We start from the raw sequence: 17,106 nt of genomic DNA, 5'->3' as shown, positions 1-17,106 counted from the left end.
GCGGTGGTGGCGGTGGCGGCCACGGCGGTGGCGGTGAAGGTGGCGGCGGTCACGGCGGGCATGGCGGTGGCGGTGACGGCGGCGGTCACGGCGGCCACGGTGGTGGTAACGCTGGCGGCGGTGATGGTTGTGGTGGCGGCAACGCGGGCGCTGGTGGTCCGGGCGGTGGCCATGGCAACGGTCACGGTGGCGGCTTCGGTGGCGGTGGCTTCGGCGGAAGCAGCTCCGGCGGGGGCCACGGCGGCTTCGGTGGCGGCGGCTTCGGTGGCGGCGGCTTCGGCGGAAGCGGCCCCGGTGGTGGCCCCGGTGGTGGCCATGGCGGCGGCTTCGGTGGTGGCCATGGCGGTGGCTACGGCGGCGGCTCGGGCGGCGGCTCGGGCGGCGGCAACGGCGGTGGCGGTCACGGTGGCGGGCACTAGGCCCGTCGAACGATGCGCTCGCATCGTTCCCCAGCCGTGACACGCGACCGATCGCGTGATCCGCTGACAAGGGGCGCAGCCCGGCGGCAGCCAATGCCGGCAAGCGGCGGCGGTGACGCTTCGATCCCCCCGGTCGAACGTCACCGCCCAGACCGCGGCGGCGGTCATCGACACGTTTGCGCGTCGAATGCCGCCCATGTGCGGCATCGGAACCAATGCGCTTCGAGCGTCTCAGACCTAAGTCCCCGTTCGATGAGCGCTCGCCATGCAACCACCTTCACGCCGCGCTGCCGCGCGCATCGCCTGCAGCGTGCTATGCGCCACGATGTGCGTCTTTTCTACAGCGCTTGCGCAAGCCGATGAAAACATCCCCGGCGTACCGTCTCGCCCGATCGTGCAAGCGAGACTGCAACCGGCCCAGTCGCATCCGATGCCAACTGCCGATCCGACGTTCTCCGCCTATACGCTCGAGCAGTTATGCAAACGTAGGAGCGACGGCGTGGCGCAGGGTCAGTGCCTCGGCGCCGTTCGCGGCATCATTCACGGCTATCAATACGGCGTGCAGTTTCTCGCTCAGCACGCGCAACTGAACGCGGGTGAAACACAACGTGTGTCGTTGTGCCTGCGGGACGTCAAGCTATCGTCGATCATCGACGACTACGTTGCCGATACGAGCCGGGTCGATACCGCGTCGCTGAAGGACACGCCCGCCGAAGTCGCGCTGCTCGGCTCCGTGCACATGCATCATCCATGCAACTGATTGGCCACGCTCACAACATTTCGAGCGGCTGCTTGCGCAACGGCGGACGAAAGTGCGCATCGAGCGCCGCGCAATCGTCGGCGCTCAGCGCGATATCCGCCGCACGCCGGTTATCGCGCACATGCTCGACCCGTCCCGCCTTTGGAATCGCAAACACATCGGGCTGCTGCAGCACCCACGCAAGCGCGATCTGAAACACCGATACGCCGTGCGCGGCCGCGATATCGTTGAGCGGCGAGCGCTTCGGCAACCGCGCGTGATCGACCGGGCTATAAGCCATCGCCGGAATATTGCGCGCCCTGAGCCAGGGCAGCAGATCGAATTCCGGCCCGCGCCGCGCCACGTTGTACAGGATCTGGTCGGTCGCGCAGGCATCGCCGTGAGGAACGGCGGCCAGTTCATCCATATCGCCGGCGTCGAAGTTGCTCACGCCCCAGTGCCGGATCTTGCCGGCCTGGCGCAACGCTTCGAAGCCCGCGACCGTCTCTTCGAGCGGCTCCGAGCCGCGCCAGTGCAGCAGGTACAAATCGAGCCGGTCGGTCCTGAGGCGCTTGAGCGAGCGCTCGCACGCCGCCTGCACGCCGCGCCGGCTCGCATTATGCGGATACACCTTGCTGACGAGAAACACGTCGTCGCGAACGCCCGTCAGCGCCTCGCCGAGGAGCGTCTCGGTCGAGCCTTCGCCGTACATCTCCGCGGTGTCGATCAGCGTCATGCCGAGTTCGATGCCTTCGCGCAGCGCGGCAATTTCCGCCGCACGCTGCGACGTGCGTTCGCCCATCTCCCACGTGCCCTGCCCCAGCTTTGGAATACGCTCGCCGTCGGGCAGCGTCACGGTGGCGATGTCGGTCGTCATTGGTTTCTCCATGAACGGGTTGCGTTGCGCTGTTCCGAGTGTAGCGTTTTGGCGGACAACGCATCGGCAGACCAGGCAAAAGCCCGCTATAACGGCGCGCGCCAATATCATAGAATTGCCGCTTGCCCTTCTTGCGCACAAGTCATGAACTCAACCACGGAAGACCGCTGGCGCGATTTGCGCCCGGACCCGGAAAACGATACGCCGCTTTACTTGCAACTCGCCCGCAAGCTCGGCCATGCCATTCATGACAATCGCTGGAATCCAGGAGAAGCCTTGCCCTCGGAGCGCGTGCTGTCCGATGCGCTCGGCGTGTCGCGCATCACCGCGCGCAAGGCGATCGCGCTGCTCGTCGAACAGGGCTTGATCCGCCGCACGCAAGGTGCGGGCAGCTTTATTACGCCGCGCTATGAAGATCCGTTGTCGCGGCTGTCAAGTTTCAGCGAGATGCTGCGCCGGCGCGGCTTCACGCCGAGTTCGCAGTGGCTTTCGCGCGAGATCGTGCCCGCCAATCGCGATGAAGTGATCCGCCTCGGGCTATCGCCGGCGGCCGCCGTGACGCGCTTGCGCCGCCTGCGGCTCGCGGACGGCATCGTCATGGCCGTCGAGAATTCGACCTTTCCCGCTTCGGTGATTCCCGATCCGCATGCGATCGGCGATTCGCTGTATTCGTATCTCGAGCAGCGCGGCCTGTCGATCGTGCGCGCGCTGCAACACTTTCGCGCAGTCAATGCGAGCGACGAAATTGCGCAGCAGATGAGCATTGCGCAGAACGAAGCGTTGCTGCTGATCACGCGCGTCGGCTATACAGCGGACCAGCGCGCGATTGAACTGACCGATACGTATTGCCGCAACGACTACTACGACTTCGTGGCGGAATTGCGGAAATAGCGGCGCTAGCGTGCCCAGCGCGCCTCGTCGGTGCCGATCGGCACCGGCGGCCGGCCGTAACGCGCCGGTGTCTCCGAAAGCTGTTCGGCCGGCGACGTGCCGAGCACGCGCCCGAACGGCGAATCGACCGCTTCGAGCGAATCCTTCACGTCGTCGAACCTGATCTCGGGCGCGCGCCAGCCGTCCTCGATCTGCCCCAGCGCCTGCAACCAGCGGCCCGTTTGCGCAAGCGACAGCCGGACGTGCCAGCTGCCGCCCTCGGTCGCACGGCGCGCCAGCGCCACCATTGCGCCGAACGCGGCGAGATAGCCGGTGCCGTGATCGAGCGCCTGACACGGCAGATGCTTCGGACCATCGACGCCGGCCGCGCGCGCCTCCGTGTGCGCGATACCGCTTGCCGACTGCACGAGGCTATCGAAGCCACGCCGCGCCGCCCACGGCCCCGTGTGCCCATACGCGCAGATCGACACGCAGACGATGCCGGGCCTCAACCGCGCGAGCGCCTCCGGACCGAAGCCGTGCGCGGCAAGCGCGCCCGGCCGGTACGCCTGCAGGAACACATCGGCATCGCGCGTGAGCGCTTCGAGCTGCGCGCGGCCCGCCGCGTCGCGCAGATCGAGCGTTGCCGAACGCTTGCCGCGCCCCGTGTCGATGACGAGCGGCGCGATATTCGGCAGATGCGGTCCGTTGACGAGCAGCACCTGTGCGCCATGCGACGCAAGCGCGCGGCCCGCGACCGGCCCCGCGATGATGCGCGACAGATCGAGCACACGCACACCGGAAAGCGGCCGGTCGGCGGGTTGATCCGGCTCGGCCAGTTCGCCGGCGCCGGCACGGCCTGACGACGCAATCGGCTGCGGCGGCGCGTCGCCGATCCGCTCGATTTCGAACAGCGGCAGATTCGCGATCGCCTTCGCCTGCTCGAGCGCCGCCCATTCTCGCGGCGTGCGGATCAACGCGGCGGGTAAGGCCGCCTCGGCGAGCGTCTCGTCGAGCGTGGCGCCGTCCCAGTGGCGAATCGCCTGCGCGACAGAAGACCGTTCGTTCGCGCAGCCGAGGATTTTCAGCACACCTTCGAGGTGATGCGGGAAGTTCGTGTGCAACTGCACCCAACGGCCGTCGCGCGTCTCGAAGAAGCCGAAGATCGGACTGCGCATTTCAGGCGGCAGCCCATCGTTCACGCGCAAATACCGTTCGCTGCGAAACGCGGTCAGTGCGCGCCGCACGTCGACCTGGACACGTTGCCGCTGCGCGCCATGCGCCCCGCTTTGCAACCCGCTTTGCAATCCACCTCGCAGCCGATAGCACTCCGCCGCGGCCAACCCCGTGGCCGCAATCGTCGCGGCCGCGAGCGTGCCGACGCGGAACACCGACGGCAGCGCGGGATCATTGCCGGTAATCGATACCGCGTCGAGTGCCGCGGCGTCGCAGCCGGCCACGCTCCATAGATGGTCCAGTGCAATGAGAGGCGTCATGGTGGGAAGTGGCGTCGCGCCGACGGTGGGAATGAGATCAGTCTAAAATCCGGCCGCGCATCGATCAATCTTGATTGTTAGAATCAACGTATATCGATTTATCCGGTTTTTGCCGACTCTTATGTCCGCTACCCGTCCCGCAAGCGCTTCCCCTGGTCGTTATCTGTCCGCCGACGAAGCCGCGCGAGCCCTCGGCATCAGCTTGCCGACGCTCTACGCATATGTCAGCCGCGGCATGCTGCGCTCGTCGCCCGATGCCGATTCGAAGCGGCGTCTGTATGACGCCGACGAAGTGCGGCGTCTCGCGCGCCGTAAAGCCGACGGCAAACGCGCAGGCAAGGTCGCGCAAAAGGTGCTCGACTGGGGCGTGCCCGTGCTCGAATCGGCGATCACGCTGATCGCCGACGGCCGGCTCTTCTATCGCGGTCACGATGCGATCGAACTGGCGCGCACGGCCTCGCTCGAAGACACCGCCGCGTTGCTGTGGGAGTGCAGCGAGCGGCGCATCGCGCAGGCGCCGGCGGCGCCGATCGCGGCCGCGCAATGGTCCGCATGGCTGAAATTGTGGGGCGACAGCACGCCGCTCGACCGCGCGCTCGTGCTGCTGCCGGCCGCCGCGGCGCAAATGCCGCGCGTCTGGGCACTCGGACGCGATGCGCAACTCGATGCCGCGTGCGTGCTGCTGCGTCTCGTCGCGGCCGCGATGACCTCGGCCGCGCCGTCGAACGATCCGCTGCACCGGCAACTCGCAGCCGCATGGCGTGTGCGCGGCCGGTCGCAGATCAACCTGCTGCGCGCGGCGCTCGTCGCGTGCGCCGACCATGAATTGAATGCGTCGACCTTTACGGTGCGCTGCATCACGTCGACCGGCACCCATCTGTTCGGCGCGATCGCAGGCGGTCTTGCCGCGCTCTCGGGGCCGCGGCATGGCGGCGAAACCGCGCGCGTCGCGGCGCTGTTCGACGACGCATCGCGCGCGGCCGATCTCGATCGCTTCCTCGCCACGCGTCTCGCCCGCGAAGAACATAGCGACGGGCGCGGCGCCGGGTCGCTGGAAACGCAGGCGCCGCGCGCGCCGCTGCCGGGTTTCGGTCATCCGCTGTATCCGGAAGGCGACCCGCGCGCGAAGCTGCTGCTCGAGATGCTCGCCGACTGCGCGCCCGCGCGTTCGCCGCTGATTGAGGTGCAACGGCTCGCCGCGGCCATGCGCGAAACGGCCGGCGTGCAGCCAACCGTCGACTACGCATTGGCGGCAATCGAACGCGTGCTCGCGTTGCCGTCAGGCGCGGCGTTCACTCTGTTTGCGGTGGGACGCGTGGCGGGCTGGATCGCGCACGCGATCGAACAGACAGCGGACGGCAGACTCATTCGCCCGCGCGCCCGCTATATCGGTGCATACGAAGGAAATCACTGATCGGCGTCACCCGGCGCATCGATCACGCGACCTGAAGCGGCAACCTGATCGCGCAACCCGGTCCGGCACCAAGCTGGCAACCAGGCTGGCAACCAGGCCGGCAACCTAAGGCGGCAACCTAAGGCGGCAACCTGGGCCGGCAACAAACCGGACAACTAAGCCGGCATCAACCAGCGCGGCAACCAGCTCCACGCCGACGTGCGCGTCAAAGGCCAGCCGGTGAAACGCCGGTTGCCCGACAGCACGACACGCGCGCCCTGAGCGCCGGCGCTGAGCCACGCAGTCGCGCCGCGCGGCAGCCTGAATGTCTCGCCGCGCGCGAGCCAGTAATCCATGAGGTCGCCTTCCATGGTCAGCCACACCTCGCCGGCCGTGACCTTGAGCATGAGCGGCTGCGCGACACGCCACGCGGCCGCCGGCTCGCCGTGTTCGAGTTCGAAAGTTCGGATTTCGCGCATCGCAGTGCTCCTTGCAAGGCATTTCGGTATGTCAATTATTGACGTACGATGTTGCCAATCACATGCACAGTACCGAACACTTTCAACGGAACTGTGCAGTTAAAAAAACGGACACTTTGTGCAGTGCGGGCGCAGGCCGGTGCTTGTTCAAGGGAGGCGCATGAAGCTCGATATCGAACTCAATCGCGAAAGCGGCGTGCCGCTCACGGAACAGATCGTCAATGGCGTCACGCAATGGATCGGTTCGCGCACCGCCCACGCGGGTACGAAGCTGCCGTCGATCCGCCAGTTCGCGGCCGATCATGCGATCAGCCGCTTCCCGGTGATCGAGGCCTACGACCGGCTCGTGTCGCTCGGCTATCTGGATTCGCGGCACGGCTCCGGTTTTTATGTCGCACAGCGCGCACGCGCGGGCGTCGATAGCTGCCAGGGCACGTCGGACCCGCGGCGCGCCGAAGAAGAATCGCTCCATCTGCTGCAGCAGATGAACCATCCGGGCGGCACGCTGAAGCTCGGCAGCGGCTTTATTCCCGAGGCGTGGCGCGATATGGACAGTCTCGCGCAGGCGGTCCGCCACGTGTCGCGCACCGACGCCGCGAGCCTCGTCGACTATGCGACGCCGCTCGGCAATCCGGTGCTGCGCGAGCACTTGCGCAGCCGCTCGGCGCAGCTCGGCATGGAAGTCGACGCATCGCAGATTCTCGTGACACAGGGCGCGAGCCAGGCGCTCGATCTGCTGATGCGCTACATGCTCAAAGCGGGCGACACGATGTTCGTCGAAGACCCTGGTTACTACAATCTGTTCGGGCTGCTGAAGCTTCACGGCGTAAAGCTCGTGGGCATCCCGCGCACGCGCAACGGCCCGGATCTCGACGCGCTGCAGGCGCAACTGGCGCTGCACCGGCCGAAACTCTTCTTCGTCAACAGCGTGTTCCACAACCCGACCGGCACGACAATCGCGCCGCACGTCGCGTTTCGCTTGCTGAAACTCGCGCGCGAGTACGACTTCACGATCATCGAAGACGACATCTTCGCCGACTTTCAAAACGAGGCAACCGATCGCCTCGCGACGCTCGATCAGTTCGAGCATGTGATCTATATCGGCGGGTTATCGAAGACCTTGTCGTCGTCGTTGCGAATCGGTTATACGATCGCGCGCCACGCCATCATCAAGGATCTTGCCGACATCAAGATGCTGACGAGCGTAGGTGGCTCGCGTTTCGCGGAGGCCGTGGCCGTGGCGATGCTCGAGCGCGGCATGTACCGCAAGCACATCGAACGACTGCGCCGGCGCATGGGCGAAGCGCTCGGCGCGACCGTGCAGATGCTCGAGGCCGTCGGCTGGGAGGTGTTCGAAAAGCCGCTCGGCGGCAATCTGATCTGGGCGCGCGTGCCGCATATCGACGATTCGCGCGTGCTGGCCGAATGCGGCGCGCCGCTCGGCGTGACGGTCGCGCCAGGACACTACTTCCGTCCGAATGCGGAAACCTGCCCGTGGATCCGCATCAACGCCGCGTACACGCAGGATCCGCGCGCGCTGGCGTTTTTCGAGGCGGCGGCAAAGCTGTAAACGACCGGAGGCCGGCGCTTTGGCGACACGTTCAACCTGCTCGCGACCTGGGCGAGCACGGCGCCGGCTCGCAAGAGAGCACGTTCCACCCGATAGAACGCGATAGAACCGCGCGCTCGCATCGCACGAGGCAGATGCAACATGCATCGGTATCCTTCACGGGCCCGCCGTTTGCCTTCACTGCATGTCATACGCACAACTGCTGCCCACTGATACAGTTTTTGCTTAAAATATCGCCCGACCGGTTCATCCGGCTCGCCTCGCACTCATGGCACAAACGACAACTTCCGAGACACCTCCCGTCAAGCCCTCCGCCCGTTCGCTCACGGTCATGCTGTGGATCGTCGCGACCGGCTTCTTCATGCAGACGCTCGATTCGACGATCGTCAACACCGCGCTGCCCGCGATGGCGACGAGCCTCGGCGAGTTGCCGCTGCATCTGCAATCGGTCGTTATCGCGTATTCGCTGACGATGGCGGTGATGATCCCCGTCTCCGGTTGGCTCGCCGACAAACTCGGCACGCGGCGCGTCTTCATGAGCGCGATCTTCGTGTTCTCGGTCGGCTCGCTGTTGTGCGCGAGCGCGCATACGCTGCCGCAGCTCGTGCTGTGGCGCATTTTGCAGGGCGCCGGCGGCGCCATGTTGCTGCCGGTCGGACGTCTCGCGGTGTTGCGTGTGTTTCCGGCCGAACGCTATCTGCCCGCGCTGTCGTTCGTCGCGATACCGGGCCTGATCGGTCCGCTGATCGGGCCGACGCTCGGCGGCTGGCTCGTGAAGATCGCCTCGTGGCACTGGATCTTTCTGATCAACGTCCCGGTCGGTGTGATCGGCGTGATCGCCACGTTTATCTTTATGCCCGACGCGCGCAATCCGGACACCGCCAGGTTCGATCTGAAGGGCTACCTGCTGCTTATCGTCGCGATGATCGCGATTTCGATGGCGCTCGACGGCCGCAGCGAGTTCGGCTTCGAGCACGCAACCGTGCTCGTGCTGCTCATTCTGAGTCTCGGCTTTTTCACCGCATACGGGCTGCATGCGGTGCGCGTGCCGCAGCCGATCTTTTCGCTCGACCTCTTCAAGATCCATACCTTCAGCGTCGGCATTCTCGGCAACCTGTTTGCGCGGATCGGCAGCGGCGCGATGCCGTATCTGCTGCCGCTGCTGCTGCAGGTGAGCCTCGGCTATAGCGCATTCGAAGCAGGCCTGATGATGTTGCCGGTGGCCGCGGCGGGCATGACCTCGAAGCGTCTCGTCACGCGCCTGATCTTCCGGTACGGCTACCGGCGCGTGCTGGTGACGAACACCGTGCTCGTCGGCCTCGCGATGGCGAGCTTCGCGCTGATGGGGCCGAACCAGCCGCTGTGGCTGCGGCTCGTGCAGCTTGCGTTCTTCGGCGGCGTGAACTCGATGCAGTTCACCGCAATGAATACACTGACGCTCAAAGACCTCGGCACCGGCGGCGCAAGCAGCGGCAACAGTCTCTTTTCGCTCGTGCAGATGCTGTCGATGAGTCTTGGCGTCACCGTCGCCGGCGCAATGCTGACCACCTTCACCGGCATCATTCCGCGCGTCACCGAAGCGAACACGCTGCCCGCCTTTCACGCGACATTTATTTGCGTCGGCATCATCACCGCCGGCACGTCGTGGATTTTTGCGCAGCTCGCTCAGGATATCCGTCGGCCTGCGGCGAAGACCGATCCTTCGGAGCGAACCTGATTTCACGCCATGCGTTCAGGCGCCGCTTCGATACGAACCGCAACGGGGCGTGACGCGCTCCGTTGCACCATCGATGTGCTGGCAACCCACGCTTGCCGCGCGTGCCCTAAGCGACGAAGCGGCGCCGACCCTTGCGGGAAAGCCATCCGTCAGACGACGCGGCAGATTGTCTGCTCGCATGTTTCTTGCTGGCCGATCCTGTAAACTGAAGACTTCGCGCAACGTGCGCACCCTGCAAATGATCGACACGATGAGCATGGTCGAACTCGACCCTCCCGGTTTTCAGCCGCCGCGCCCTGTCGCGGGGGAAGAGGGTTCCCGCCGCACGGTCCGCTACGGCGGCTATACCGTGTTCAGCGTGTTTCAACCGGTGTTTTCGGTGTCGCACCGTCGCGCGATCGGCTATCACGCGTCGCTGCGCGTACACGACGAAAACGCGATGCAGGTGCCGTCGCACGAAGTGTTCACACAAGCGGCGCGACGCGGCGATCTGCTCGAACTCGGGCGGCTTGCCGAATCCTTGCACCTCGGCAATTTCAACGCATTCGATAGCCACGACGAGTGGCTTTTCCTCAGCCTGCATCCGGCCGCGCTGATGGACATGAGCTATGGCGACGCGCTGCTGGCCGGGCTCAAGTCGCTGGGGTTGCCGCCGCAGCGCGTCGTGCTCGAAGTCAGCGAGCAGGCGGGCGGCGAGACCACGCGCTTTGCGGAAATCATCGACGCGCTGCGCAAGTCGGGCTTTCTGATTGCGCTCGACGGCTTCGGCGCGAAGCATTCGAACATCGACCGCGTCTGGACGTTGCGGCCCGATATCGTCACGCTCGACCGCGGCATTCTCGCGCAGGCCACCGAGCATTCGCATATCGAGCGCGTGTTGCCGGGCATCGTATCGTTGCTGCACGAATCGGGGCAGCTCGTGCTGATGGGCAACCTGACCACCGAAAACGACGCGCTGATCGCGCTCGAATGCAATGTCGATTTCGTGCAGGGCGGATTCTTCGCGTCGCCGAGCGTCGAGCCGGTCAAGCCGCAAGCAGCGGTGAATCTGATGGACGATCTTTCCGCGGCGCTACGTAAACGCGTCGCATCGCGCGCCCAGGCCCAGGCCGAGCGGCTTGCGCCGTTCATCGCGGCGCTCGAACAGGCGAGCACGCAACTCGCCGACGGCGCGACGATGGCGACGGCCGCCGCGCCCCTGCTCGCGCTGCGCGAAACCGCGCGCTGCTTTTTGCTCGATGGCTCGGGCCGGCAGATCGGCGACAACGTGCTGCCCCACGGGCGCACTTCGCAGCGCGCGAAACGCTTCCGTCCGCTGCTGCATTCGGAGGGCGCAAGCTGGGAACGGCGCCCCTATTTCATCGAGGCGGTGCGCGCACCGGGGCAAGTGCAGCTCACCCCGCCTTATCTGTCGATCAACGAAGCGCACCTGTGCGTGACCGCGTCGATCGCCTCGCAGACCGCACGCGGCATGCAGGTGCTATGCGTCGATATCAACTGGGACGGCGCCGCACCGCGTCCATAACGGTTGATCCGCGATTCGCCGCAGCAGGCGGCGGACAGCGGACAGGCTGAACGCCTGCGCGGCCCCCGCGTTATACATCGAACTCGCCGATGCGGAAGTCGCCTGTGCCGACGGGCCTGCGCCGCGCCCTCCGTGTTCCTCGATCTGCACGCTGACGCTGAACAGGCGCACGAGTCCGACGCGATCCTGCGCGTCGATTGCCGCACGCAAGCGGTCGACGAGGCGCGCATGCTCGGCCGGGTCCGCCGCTTTCGACGGCGCGCCCGCGCGCCGCAACCGCTCTTTCGCACGATGCACGATCTGCCGGCAATGAACCGGCGTCTTCGCGAGAATCTTCGCGATTTCCGCGTAGTCGCAGTCGAGCGCTTCATGCAGCACGAATGCCGCGCGCTCGTCGGGCTTCAGGCGCTCGAGCAGCAGCATGACGCCGTATGACATGTCCGATGCGTGCAACGCGGGTTCGTCGGCGGCCGGAGCGAGCGCGTCGGCAAGCCACGCGTGCGGCAGCTTTCCGGAGGCGTGCGATAGGCGCTCGATCCGCAAGCGGCGCAGGCGGTCGATCGCGAGGCGCGTGGTGACCGTTGTGAGCCATGCGTCAGGCGAGCGGACGTCGGCCGCCGATGCGGCGTGCCACTTAAGCCATGCGTCCTGCACGACGTCTTCGGCTTCAGCGCGGTTGCCGAGCATGCGCTGCGCGTGCGCGACGAGTTTGCGGCGTAGTGCTTCGAACATTGCGTCGGCGACGGGCGCAGTGCCACCCACGCTCGCGTCATCTGCCCCGCTGAAATGACTCATTCCGTCCCTCGCGCCTACCTCCGCGCGTTGCGCGTCATCATCCATTCGTCATGCTCCTCGATCGTTTCCGGGACTCTTTGCACCGCGCCCCGCTACCTGTAGACGCACGGCCTCGCCGCCGCGTGACAGCTGCTCAGAAAAATATTCTCCGTCACGTCCACTCGCACCGGTGCGTCTTTGCTGACAGGATCCGCGCGCAACGCGTGCGCGGCCTTTACACGTCGACTCATGTTTCTTTGGACCCAGCGAGGACTTCATGCGCATGCGCTATCCCACCCTGCCGGCTTCGGCTTCCGCCTCCGGCCTCAACCTCGTGCCGACCGTCATCGAGCAATCGGGCCGCGGCGAGCGTGCCTACGACATTTACTCACGGCTGCTGCGCGAGCGCATCGTGTTTCTGGTCGGCCCGGTCAACGAACAGTCGGCAAGCCTGATCGTCGCGCAGCTGCTGTTTCTCGAATCGGAGAACCCGGATAAGGATATTGCGTTCTACATCAATTCGCCAGGCGGCTCCGTTTATGACGGCCTTGCGGTCTACGACACGATGCAGTTCATCAAGCCCGATGTGTCGACGCTATGCACCGGCTTTGCGGCAAGCATGGGCACGTTTTTACTGGCAGCCGGCACAAAAGGCAAACGCTATGCGCTGCCGAACGCGCGGATCATGATCCACCAGCCGTCGGGCGGCAGCCAGGGCACGGCCGCCGATGTCGAGATTCAGGCGAAGGAAGTGATCTACCTGCGTGGGCGGCTCAACGCCTTGCTTGCCGAACGCACGGACCAAACCGTCGCGCAGATCGAAACGGACACCGATCGCGATAACTTCATGTCGGCCGACGCCGCGAAAACGTATGGGCTGATCGACGATGTGCTCGAAACCCGCGCGGCACTCGCGCGCGATGCGGGCGCGAGCGCGAGCGCAGACGCGCTATAAGCGCTGCCGCGCGGCATACCGTGCAACTGCCGCGCGGGGTCGTTCGCGTTCACGCAAGACGTTCGCTCAGATACGAGGTCAGCACCGCCTTGTATTCACCGATCAGCGCGGCGCGTTCCTTCGGTTTCGCGGCGATATAGAGCGGGTTCATGCTTTTGACGACCTGCAACGTCACCTCGGCGATACGGAACGCGTCGTCGCCCGGCAAGGCCGGCTGGTAGCGCTGGAACAGTTGGGCAAAGCGCTTGCGCAGACGGTTGCGCGCCGCTGCGTCGCGCTTGAAGTTCAGCGATACGGAAAGAAGCGGCAGGTACGCCGGATGCGTATTCATGAACGCGACGAGCAGCGCGAACAGACGCTCGACGAGATCGGCCACCGCGAGTCCTTCCGCGCTCGCGGTGAGCGCCGACCATTGCGCGTCCATCGTATCGCCGTAACGCGTACGCAGCGCAAATACCAGCGCGTCCTTGTTCGGAAAGTACTGGTAAACCGAGCCGATCGACGCGCCGGCACGCTCGGCGATCTCGGTCATCGTGGCCGCTTCGAAGCCGCGTTCCGCGATGGTTTCGGCGGCTGCATCGAGAAACGCCTCGACGCGCCGTGCCGCACGCTCCTGCTGCGGCACCCGCCGCGCGGTTCTGTTCGTATCTGAGGCCATGCTCATGTTCGTGTGTATTATATGTGAGGCCATCCTCACATAAAGGTGAACCATGACGCAAGCTCTTTCTATCGATCCGAAAGCCACCGCGCTCGTGCTGATCGACTTGCAGCACAGCAACGTCGCGCGGCAGCTCGAGCCTTATTCCAGCGACCAGGTCGTGCGGAATTCGGTACGCGCGGCGCAGGCGCTGCGCGCGGCAGGCGGCACCGTCGTGTATGTGCGGGTGGACATCGCCGAGCTGCTGTCGCTGCCGGCGGACGCGCCGTTGCGTGCGCCGGGCTCGCCGGCGCCGCCACCGGCCGCGTCTGAACTCGTGCCCGAAGCGGGCGTGCAACCGGGCGACTTTGTCGTGACCAAGCGCCAATGGGGCGCGTTCTACGGCACGGAACTCGAACAGCGACTGCAGCGCCGCGGCATCCGCACCCTCGCGCTAACCGGCATCGCCACCAACTTCGGCGTCGAATCGACTGCGCGCGCGGCATTCGATCAAGGCTACGAACTCGTCTTTGTCGAAGATGCGATGAGCACGTTCAGCGCGGACGCGCATCGTTTCGCGGTGCAAGGCATCTTCCCGCGCATGGGACGCGTGCGCTCGACGGACGAATTTATCGCGGCGGTTGGCGCGCCGCGGCCCTGAACGTCGCGCCGCCCGTCCGCCGCCGCGAGTCGAGCGATCAGGCTCGCCGGCACCGCCCGATTGCGACCGCTTCGTCAGGATGCGAGCGAAAACCGGCTTCAACTGAAATAAATGGACAAAAGCCCTCATCGTGAGGGCTTTTTTGTCGATCAATGCTTGCCGTTGCCGTGTCGCGTGCGATCTAATACTTCCTCTGTTCTTACCGCGGCTTTGCGAAGCGGGCAGGCATTCCAATGGAGAAAACCACATGGCGTCATCTTTCGATACCGTCAGCATGGCGCTGTTCTGCGACTTCGAAAACGTCGCGCTCGGCGTGCGCGATGCGAAGTACGAGAAATTCGATATCAAGCTCGTGCTCGAGCGTCTGCTGCTCAAAGGCAGCATCGTCGTCAAGAAGGCGTATTGCGACTGGGAGCGCTACAAAGGCTTCAAGGCCACGATGCACGAAGCCAATTTCGAGCTGATCGAAATTCCGCACGTGCGGCAATCGGGCAAGAATTCGGCCGATATTCGCCTTGTCGTCGATGCGCTCGACCTGTGCTACACGAAATCGCACGTCAACACCTTTGTGATTATCAGCGGCGATTCGGATTTCTCGCCGCTCGTGTCGAAACTGCGCGAGAACGCGAAACAGGTGATCGGCGTCGGCGTGCAGCGTTCGACGTCCGACCTGCTGACCGCGAACTGCGACGAGTTTATTTTCTACGACGATCTGGTCCGCGAAAGTCAGCGCGCGGCCGCCAAACGCGAAGCGGCACGCGCGCCGCAGCCGTCCGCGAAGCGCGCGCCCGATGGCGACAAGCAACGCAAGGAAGATCTCGATACGCGCAAGACGAAGGCGATCGAAATCGCCGTGCAGACCTTCGATGCGCTTGCGACCGAACGCGGCGACAGCGGCAAGATCTGGGCGTCGGTGCTCAAAAATGCGATCAAACGGCGCAAGCCCGATTTCAACGAAACGTATTACGGCTTTCGCGCGTTCGGCAATCTGCTCGAAGAAGCGCAGGCGCGTGGTCTGCTCGAAGTTGGGCGCGACGAGAAGTCGGGCACTTATGTGTACCGCAATGTAGTGGCGGGGCCGGCGGGCGAGGCGGTGGCGGAATCGGCGGTCGAGACCGCGGATGAATCCGCCGGCGAACGCACGAGCCGCGGCGAAAGCGAATCGCAAGCCGCGGTGGAAGTGCTGCGCGAGGTCATCGACGGTCCGCAAACGATGCTGGCGGCGGCGGCCGAATCCGTGGACGCGGAAACGGAGCCTCGCGAACGAGGCGAACGGGGCGCGCGGCGCGAACGAGGTGGCCGGACTGCGTCGGGGCAAGCGCCGGCTGAACACGCCGGCACGCGCGGCAGGAAACGCACCGAACGCAAACCGGCCGCGAAGAAAACGGCGAAGGCGAAGAAGGGAACGGCCGAAGGCGGTCAGACAGCCGAGTCGACCGGGCCCGTCAATGCGGAGTTGCCGTTTCATGCGGAGACGCCGGAGCACCACGAGGCACACGAACCACGGGAGCCACGCGAATCGCAACCCGAAGCCACCGCTTCCGCTGCCGGAACCGGGGCCACGGAAACCGGAAACGCCGCCAAAACCGCGCGCAAGTCGACCTCACGCGGCCGGCGGCCGCGCAAAGCCGCGCCAACGGCTACGGGAGCGGAGTGATCGTTGCGCTTCCATACTCATCAGCCACGCTCAACCGGGTAATCTCAACCGCACAGACATCATTTAGAAAGAAGGCATCGTTGCAATGAGCTATCTCCCTCAACTCGCGCTGGTTGCCGGCGTCATGCTGCTCGCGTGCGCGAGCCCTGGGCCCGACCTGATGGCCGTCACGTCGCAGGCGTTGGCGAGGCGCCGCGCCGGGCTCTTCGCCGCGTGCGGCATCGCCACATCGCATGCGTTGTGGGCGACGCTCGCGATCTTCGGGCTCGGCCTGATCCTCGCGCAACTCGCGTGGCTCTACAACGCGGTCCGCGTTGCAGGCTCGCTTTATCTGATCTATCTCGGCATCAGGATGCTCGCCGGTTTGGGTCAGCCCGCGGGGCGGCTCGAAGCGAGCGCCGCGTCTCCATCCAGCGTATTCGACGCGTATCGGCGCGGCCTGCTGGTTGGCCTCACCAATCCGAAAGGGGCCGCATTTTTCGGCGGATTGTTCGTCACGGTGCTGCCGGCTCATGCGCCATCATGGGTGCATGCCGCGACGGTTGCGGTGGTGAGCCTCGTCTCGCTCGGCTGGTTCAATGCAATGGCCATCGTCTTCTCGATACAGCGCGTGCAAAACGGCTACGGCCGCATTCGAAAGATGGTCGACGGTGCGATGGGCACGATCCTGATCGCACTCGGCGCAAAACTCGCGCTCGACCGCTAGGCATGCCGCAGCCGTCGTGCGCGGCGGCCCTTTACGGCGTGCCGCCCATCGGACGCACGAGGTTCGCGTCTTCCGCGCTCCGGCTGCTCGCAACCACGTACCGTTCGGGCCGGCAGGCGCACGGCAGGTCCACCACCACCTGCGCGCCGGGCCCCGCATTATTGCAAGCCGTAATCGTGCCGCCGTGGCTTTCGATGATCGTCTTGCAGATCGACAGTCCCATGCCCATGCCGTCCTGCTTCGTCGTGAAGAACGGCGAAAAGAGCTTCTCCTGATCGATCGCCGCAATGCCGGTGCCGACGTCGCGCACGACCACGCGCACGCCGCCGTCCGCGCGCGCCGACGAGGTCACCGTCAGCACGCGCGCGCCGTCGACGCCGTCCATCGACTGGCTGCCGTTCGTCATCAGATTGATCAGCACCTGCTGAAGCTGCACCGCATGCACTTCGACACGCGGCAGTTCCCGACACAGCTCGAGCTTCAGCACGACGCGATTCCTCGATAGCTGAGGCTGCGCGAGCAGCACGGTTTCCTGAATGATGCGGTTCACGTCGTCGAACTTGCGCGCGGTGCCGTCTTTGCGAGCCAGCGCGCGCAGTTGCCGGACCACATCGGTCGCACGCTGCGCGTC

Annotated in this window: 17 protein-coding genes; 10 read left to right on the top strand and 7 right to left on the bottom strand. The window is 65.4% G+C overall.

All coding sequences use genetic code 11. The features are described 5' to 3' along the window. The coding region (locus ACYPXD_RS00955; protein WP_459706408.1) for a hypothetical protein at positions 1 to 341 on the bottom strand (341 nt) is incomplete at its 3' end. Between the two features lie 343 nt (positions 342 to 684). Here ACYPXD_RS00955 and ACYPXD_RS00950 point away from each other — a divergent pair. Further along, positions 685 to 1,179 carry a hypothetical protein gene (locus ACYPXD_RS00950; protein WP_459706406.1) on the top strand — a complete coding sequence of 165 codons (495 nt, stop codon included), beginning with the start codon at positions 685 to 687 and terminating at the stop codon, positions 1,177 to 1,179. Positions 1,180 to 1,189: 10 nt separating this feature from the next. Here ACYPXD_RS00950 and ACYPXD_RS00945 read toward each other — a convergent pair whose 3' ends face one another. Then, positions 1,190 to 2,035 (bottom strand): aldo/keto reductase, encoded by an 846-nt coding sequence (locus ACYPXD_RS00945; protein ID WP_459706404.1) that lies wholly within the window; start codon positions 2,033 to 2,035, stop codon positions 1,190 to 1,192. A 144-nt stretch (positions 2,036 to 2,179) separates the two neighbouring features. Here ACYPXD_RS00945 and ACYPXD_RS00940 point away from each other — a divergent pair, with 144 nt between their 5' ends. Next, entirely contained in the window at positions 2,180 to 2,926 is a 747-nt protein-coding gene (locus tag ACYPXD_RS00940) for a GntR family transcriptional regulator (RefSeq protein WP_459706402.1), read from the top strand. 5 nt (positions 2,927 to 2,931) lie between these two features. Here ACYPXD_RS00940 and ACYPXD_RS00935 read toward each other — a convergent pair whose 3' ends face one another. Further along, positions 2,932 to 4,401, bottom strand: coding sequence for a CoA transferase (locus tag ACYPXD_RS00935; protein ID WP_459706400.1), 1,470 nt, complete (start codon positions 4,399 to 4,401; stop codon positions 2,932 to 2,934). Between the two features lie 121 nt (positions 4,402 to 4,522). Between ACYPXD_RS00935 and ACYPXD_RS00930 the strand changes: the two genes are divergently transcribed. Beyond that, on the top strand, positions 4,523 to 5,815 hold the full coding sequence (locus ACYPXD_RS00930; protein ID WP_459706397.1) for a citrate/2-methylcitrate synthase: 1,293 nt from the start codon (positions 4,523 to 4,525) through the stop codon (positions 5,813 to 5,815). A gap of 155 nt (positions 5,816 to 5,970) precedes the next feature. On the opposite strand, the gene ACYPXD_RS00925 is transcribed toward ACYPXD_RS00930, so the two are convergent. Beyond that, positions 5,971 to 6,273 (bottom strand): DUF2917 domain-containing protein, encoded by a 303-nt coding sequence (locus ACYPXD_RS00925; RefSeq protein WP_459706395.1) that lies wholly within the window; start codon positions 6,271 to 6,273, stop codon positions 5,971 to 5,973. A 160-nt stretch (positions 6,274 to 6,433) separates the two neighbouring features. Between ACYPXD_RS00925 and ACYPXD_RS00920 the strand changes: the two genes are divergently transcribed. From ACYPXD_RS00920 to ACYPXD_RS00910, 3 genes are all read left to right on the top strand, one after another. Beyond that, a complete protein-coding gene (locus ACYPXD_RS00920; RefSeq protein ID WP_459706393.1) occupies positions 6,434 to 7,843 on the top strand; it encodes an aminotransferase-like domain-containing protein in 1,410 nt (469 codons plus the stop codon). A gap of 268 nt (positions 7,844 to 8,111) precedes the next feature. After that, positions 8,112 to 9,560: a multidrug transporter subunit MdtD gene (mdtD, locus tag ACYPXD_RS00915; protein WP_459706391.1), complete on the top strand. Its 1,449-nt coding sequence runs from the start codon at positions 8,112 to 8,114 to the stop codon at positions 9,558 to 9,560. A gap of 250 nt (positions 9,561 to 9,810) precedes the next feature. Next, positions 9,811 to 11,085: an EAL domain-containing protein gene (locus tag ACYPXD_RS00910; RefSeq protein ID WP_459706389.1), complete on the top strand. Its 1,275-nt coding sequence runs from the start codon at positions 9,811 to 9,813 to the stop codon at positions 11,083 to 11,085. Here the strand turns inward: ACYPXD_RS00910 and ACYPXD_RS00905 are convergent. Continuing rightward, positions 11,041 to 11,880 (bottom strand): sigma-70 family RNA polymerase sigma factor, encoded by an 840-nt coding sequence (locus tag ACYPXD_RS00905; protein ID WP_459706387.1) that lies wholly within the window; start codon positions 11,878 to 11,880, stop codon positions 11,041 to 11,043. The genes ACYPXD_RS00910 and ACYPXD_RS00905 overlap by 45 nt on opposite strands. Before the next feature lie 256 nt (positions 11,881 to 12,136). Between ACYPXD_RS00905 and clpP the strand changes: the two genes are divergently transcribed. After that, positions 12,137 to 12,814, top strand: a complete 678-nt coding sequence (gene clpP, locus ACYPXD_RS00900; protein WP_459706385.1) for an ATP-dependent Clp endopeptidase proteolytic subunit ClpP — start codon at positions 12,137 to 12,139, stop codon at positions 12,812 to 12,814. Between the two features lie 49 nt (positions 12,815 to 12,863). On the opposite strand, the gene ACYPXD_RS00895 is transcribed toward clpP, so the two are convergent. Next, positions 12,864 to 13,472, bottom strand: a complete 609-nt coding sequence (locus tag ACYPXD_RS00895; RefSeq protein ID WP_459706383.1) for a TetR/AcrR family transcriptional regulator — start codon at positions 13,470 to 13,472, stop codon at positions 12,864 to 12,866. Between the two features lie 52 nt (positions 13,473 to 13,524). Between ACYPXD_RS00895 and ACYPXD_RS00890 the strand changes: the two genes are divergently transcribed. The 3 genes from ACYPXD_RS00890 (at position 13,525) to ACYPXD_RS00880 (ending at position 16,475) form a co-directional block, all read left to right on the top strand. Then, positions 13,525 to 14,112, top strand: coding sequence for an isochorismatase family protein (locus tag ACYPXD_RS00890; RefSeq protein WP_459706381.1), 588 nt, complete (start codon positions 13,525 to 13,527; stop codon positions 14,110 to 14,112). A 247-nt stretch (positions 14,113 to 14,359) separates the two neighbouring features. After that, the gene (locus tag ACYPXD_RS00885) at positions 14,360 to 15,769 is read left to right on the top strand and encodes an NYN domain-containing protein (protein WP_459706379.1); all 1,410 of its coding nucleotides are present in this window, start codon (positions 14,360 to 14,362) and stop codon (positions 15,767 to 15,769) included. An 85-nt stretch (positions 15,770 to 15,854) separates the two neighbouring features. Continuing rightward, on the top strand, positions 15,855 to 16,475 hold the full coding sequence (locus tag ACYPXD_RS00880) for a LysE family translocator (protein ID WP_459706377.1): 621 nt from the start codon (positions 15,855 to 15,857) through the stop codon (positions 16,473 to 16,475). A gap of 31 nt (positions 16,476 to 16,506) precedes the next feature. Here ACYPXD_RS00880 and ACYPXD_RS00875 read toward each other — a convergent pair. Continuing rightward, the coding region (locus tag ACYPXD_RS00875; protein ID WP_459706375.1) for a sensor histidine kinase at positions 16,507 to 17,106 on the bottom strand (600 nt) is incomplete at its 5' end.

This window comes from Paraburkholderia sp. 2C, from assembly GCF_054589215.1.
This window is presented reverse-complemented; position numbering and strand designations above follow the sequence as displayed.

Coding starts and splice junctions, on each gene's coding strand:
- ACYPXD_RS00950 (WP_459706406.1), top strand. CDS start 685: ATGCAACCACCTTCACGCCGCGCTGCCGCGCGCATCGCCTGCAGCGTG.
- ACYPXD_RS00945 (WP_459706404.1), bottom strand. CDS start 2,035: ATGACGACCGACATCGCCACCGTGACGCTGCCCGACGGCGAGCGTATT.
- ACYPXD_RS00940 (WP_459706402.1), top strand. CDS start 2,180: ATGAACTCAACCACGGAAGACCGCTGGCGCGATTTGCGCCCGGACCCG.
- ACYPXD_RS00935 (WP_459706400.1), bottom strand. CDS start 4,401: ATGACGCCTCTCATTGCACTGGACCATCTATGGAGCGTGGCCGGCTGC.
- ACYPXD_RS00930 (WP_459706397.1), top strand. CDS start 4,523: ATGTCCGCTACCCGTCCCGCAAGCGCTTCCCCTGGTCGTTATCTGTCC.
- ACYPXD_RS00925 (WP_459706395.1), bottom strand. CDS start 6,273: ATGCGCGAAATCCGAACTTTCGAACTCGAACACGGCGAGCCGGCGGCC.
- ACYPXD_RS00920 (WP_459706393.1), top strand. CDS start 6,434: ATGAAGCTCGATATCGAACTCAATCGCGAAAGCGGCGTGCCGCTCACG.
- mdtD (WP_459706391.1), top strand. CDS start 8,112: ATGGCACAAACGACAACTTCCGAGACACCTCCCGTCAAGCCCTCCGCC.
- ACYPXD_RS00910 (WP_459706389.1), top strand. CDS start 9,811: ATGAGCATGGTCGAACTCGACCCTCCCGGTTTTCAGCCGCCGCGCCCT.
- ACYPXD_RS00905 (WP_459706387.1), bottom strand. CDS start 11,880: ATGAGTCATTTCAGCGGGGCAGATGACGCGAGCGTGGGTGGCACTGCG.
- clpP (WP_459706385.1), top strand. CDS start 12,137: ATGCGCATGCGCTATCCCACCCTGCCGGCTTCGGCTTCCGCCTCCGGC.
- ACYPXD_RS00895 (WP_459706383.1), bottom strand. CDS start 13,472: ATGGCCTCAGATACGAACAGAACCGCGCGGCGGGTGCCGCAGCAGGAG.
- ACYPXD_RS00890 (WP_459706381.1), top strand. CDS start 13,525: ATGACGCAAGCTCTTTCTATCGATCCGAAAGCCACCGCGCTCGTGCTG.
- ACYPXD_RS00885 (WP_459706379.1), top strand. CDS start 14,360: ATGGCGTCATCTTTCGATACCGTCAGCATGGCGCTGTTCTGCGACTTC.
- ACYPXD_RS00880 (WP_459706377.1), top strand. CDS start 15,855: ATGAGCTATCTCCCTCAACTCGCGCTGGTTGCCGGCGTCATGCTGCTC.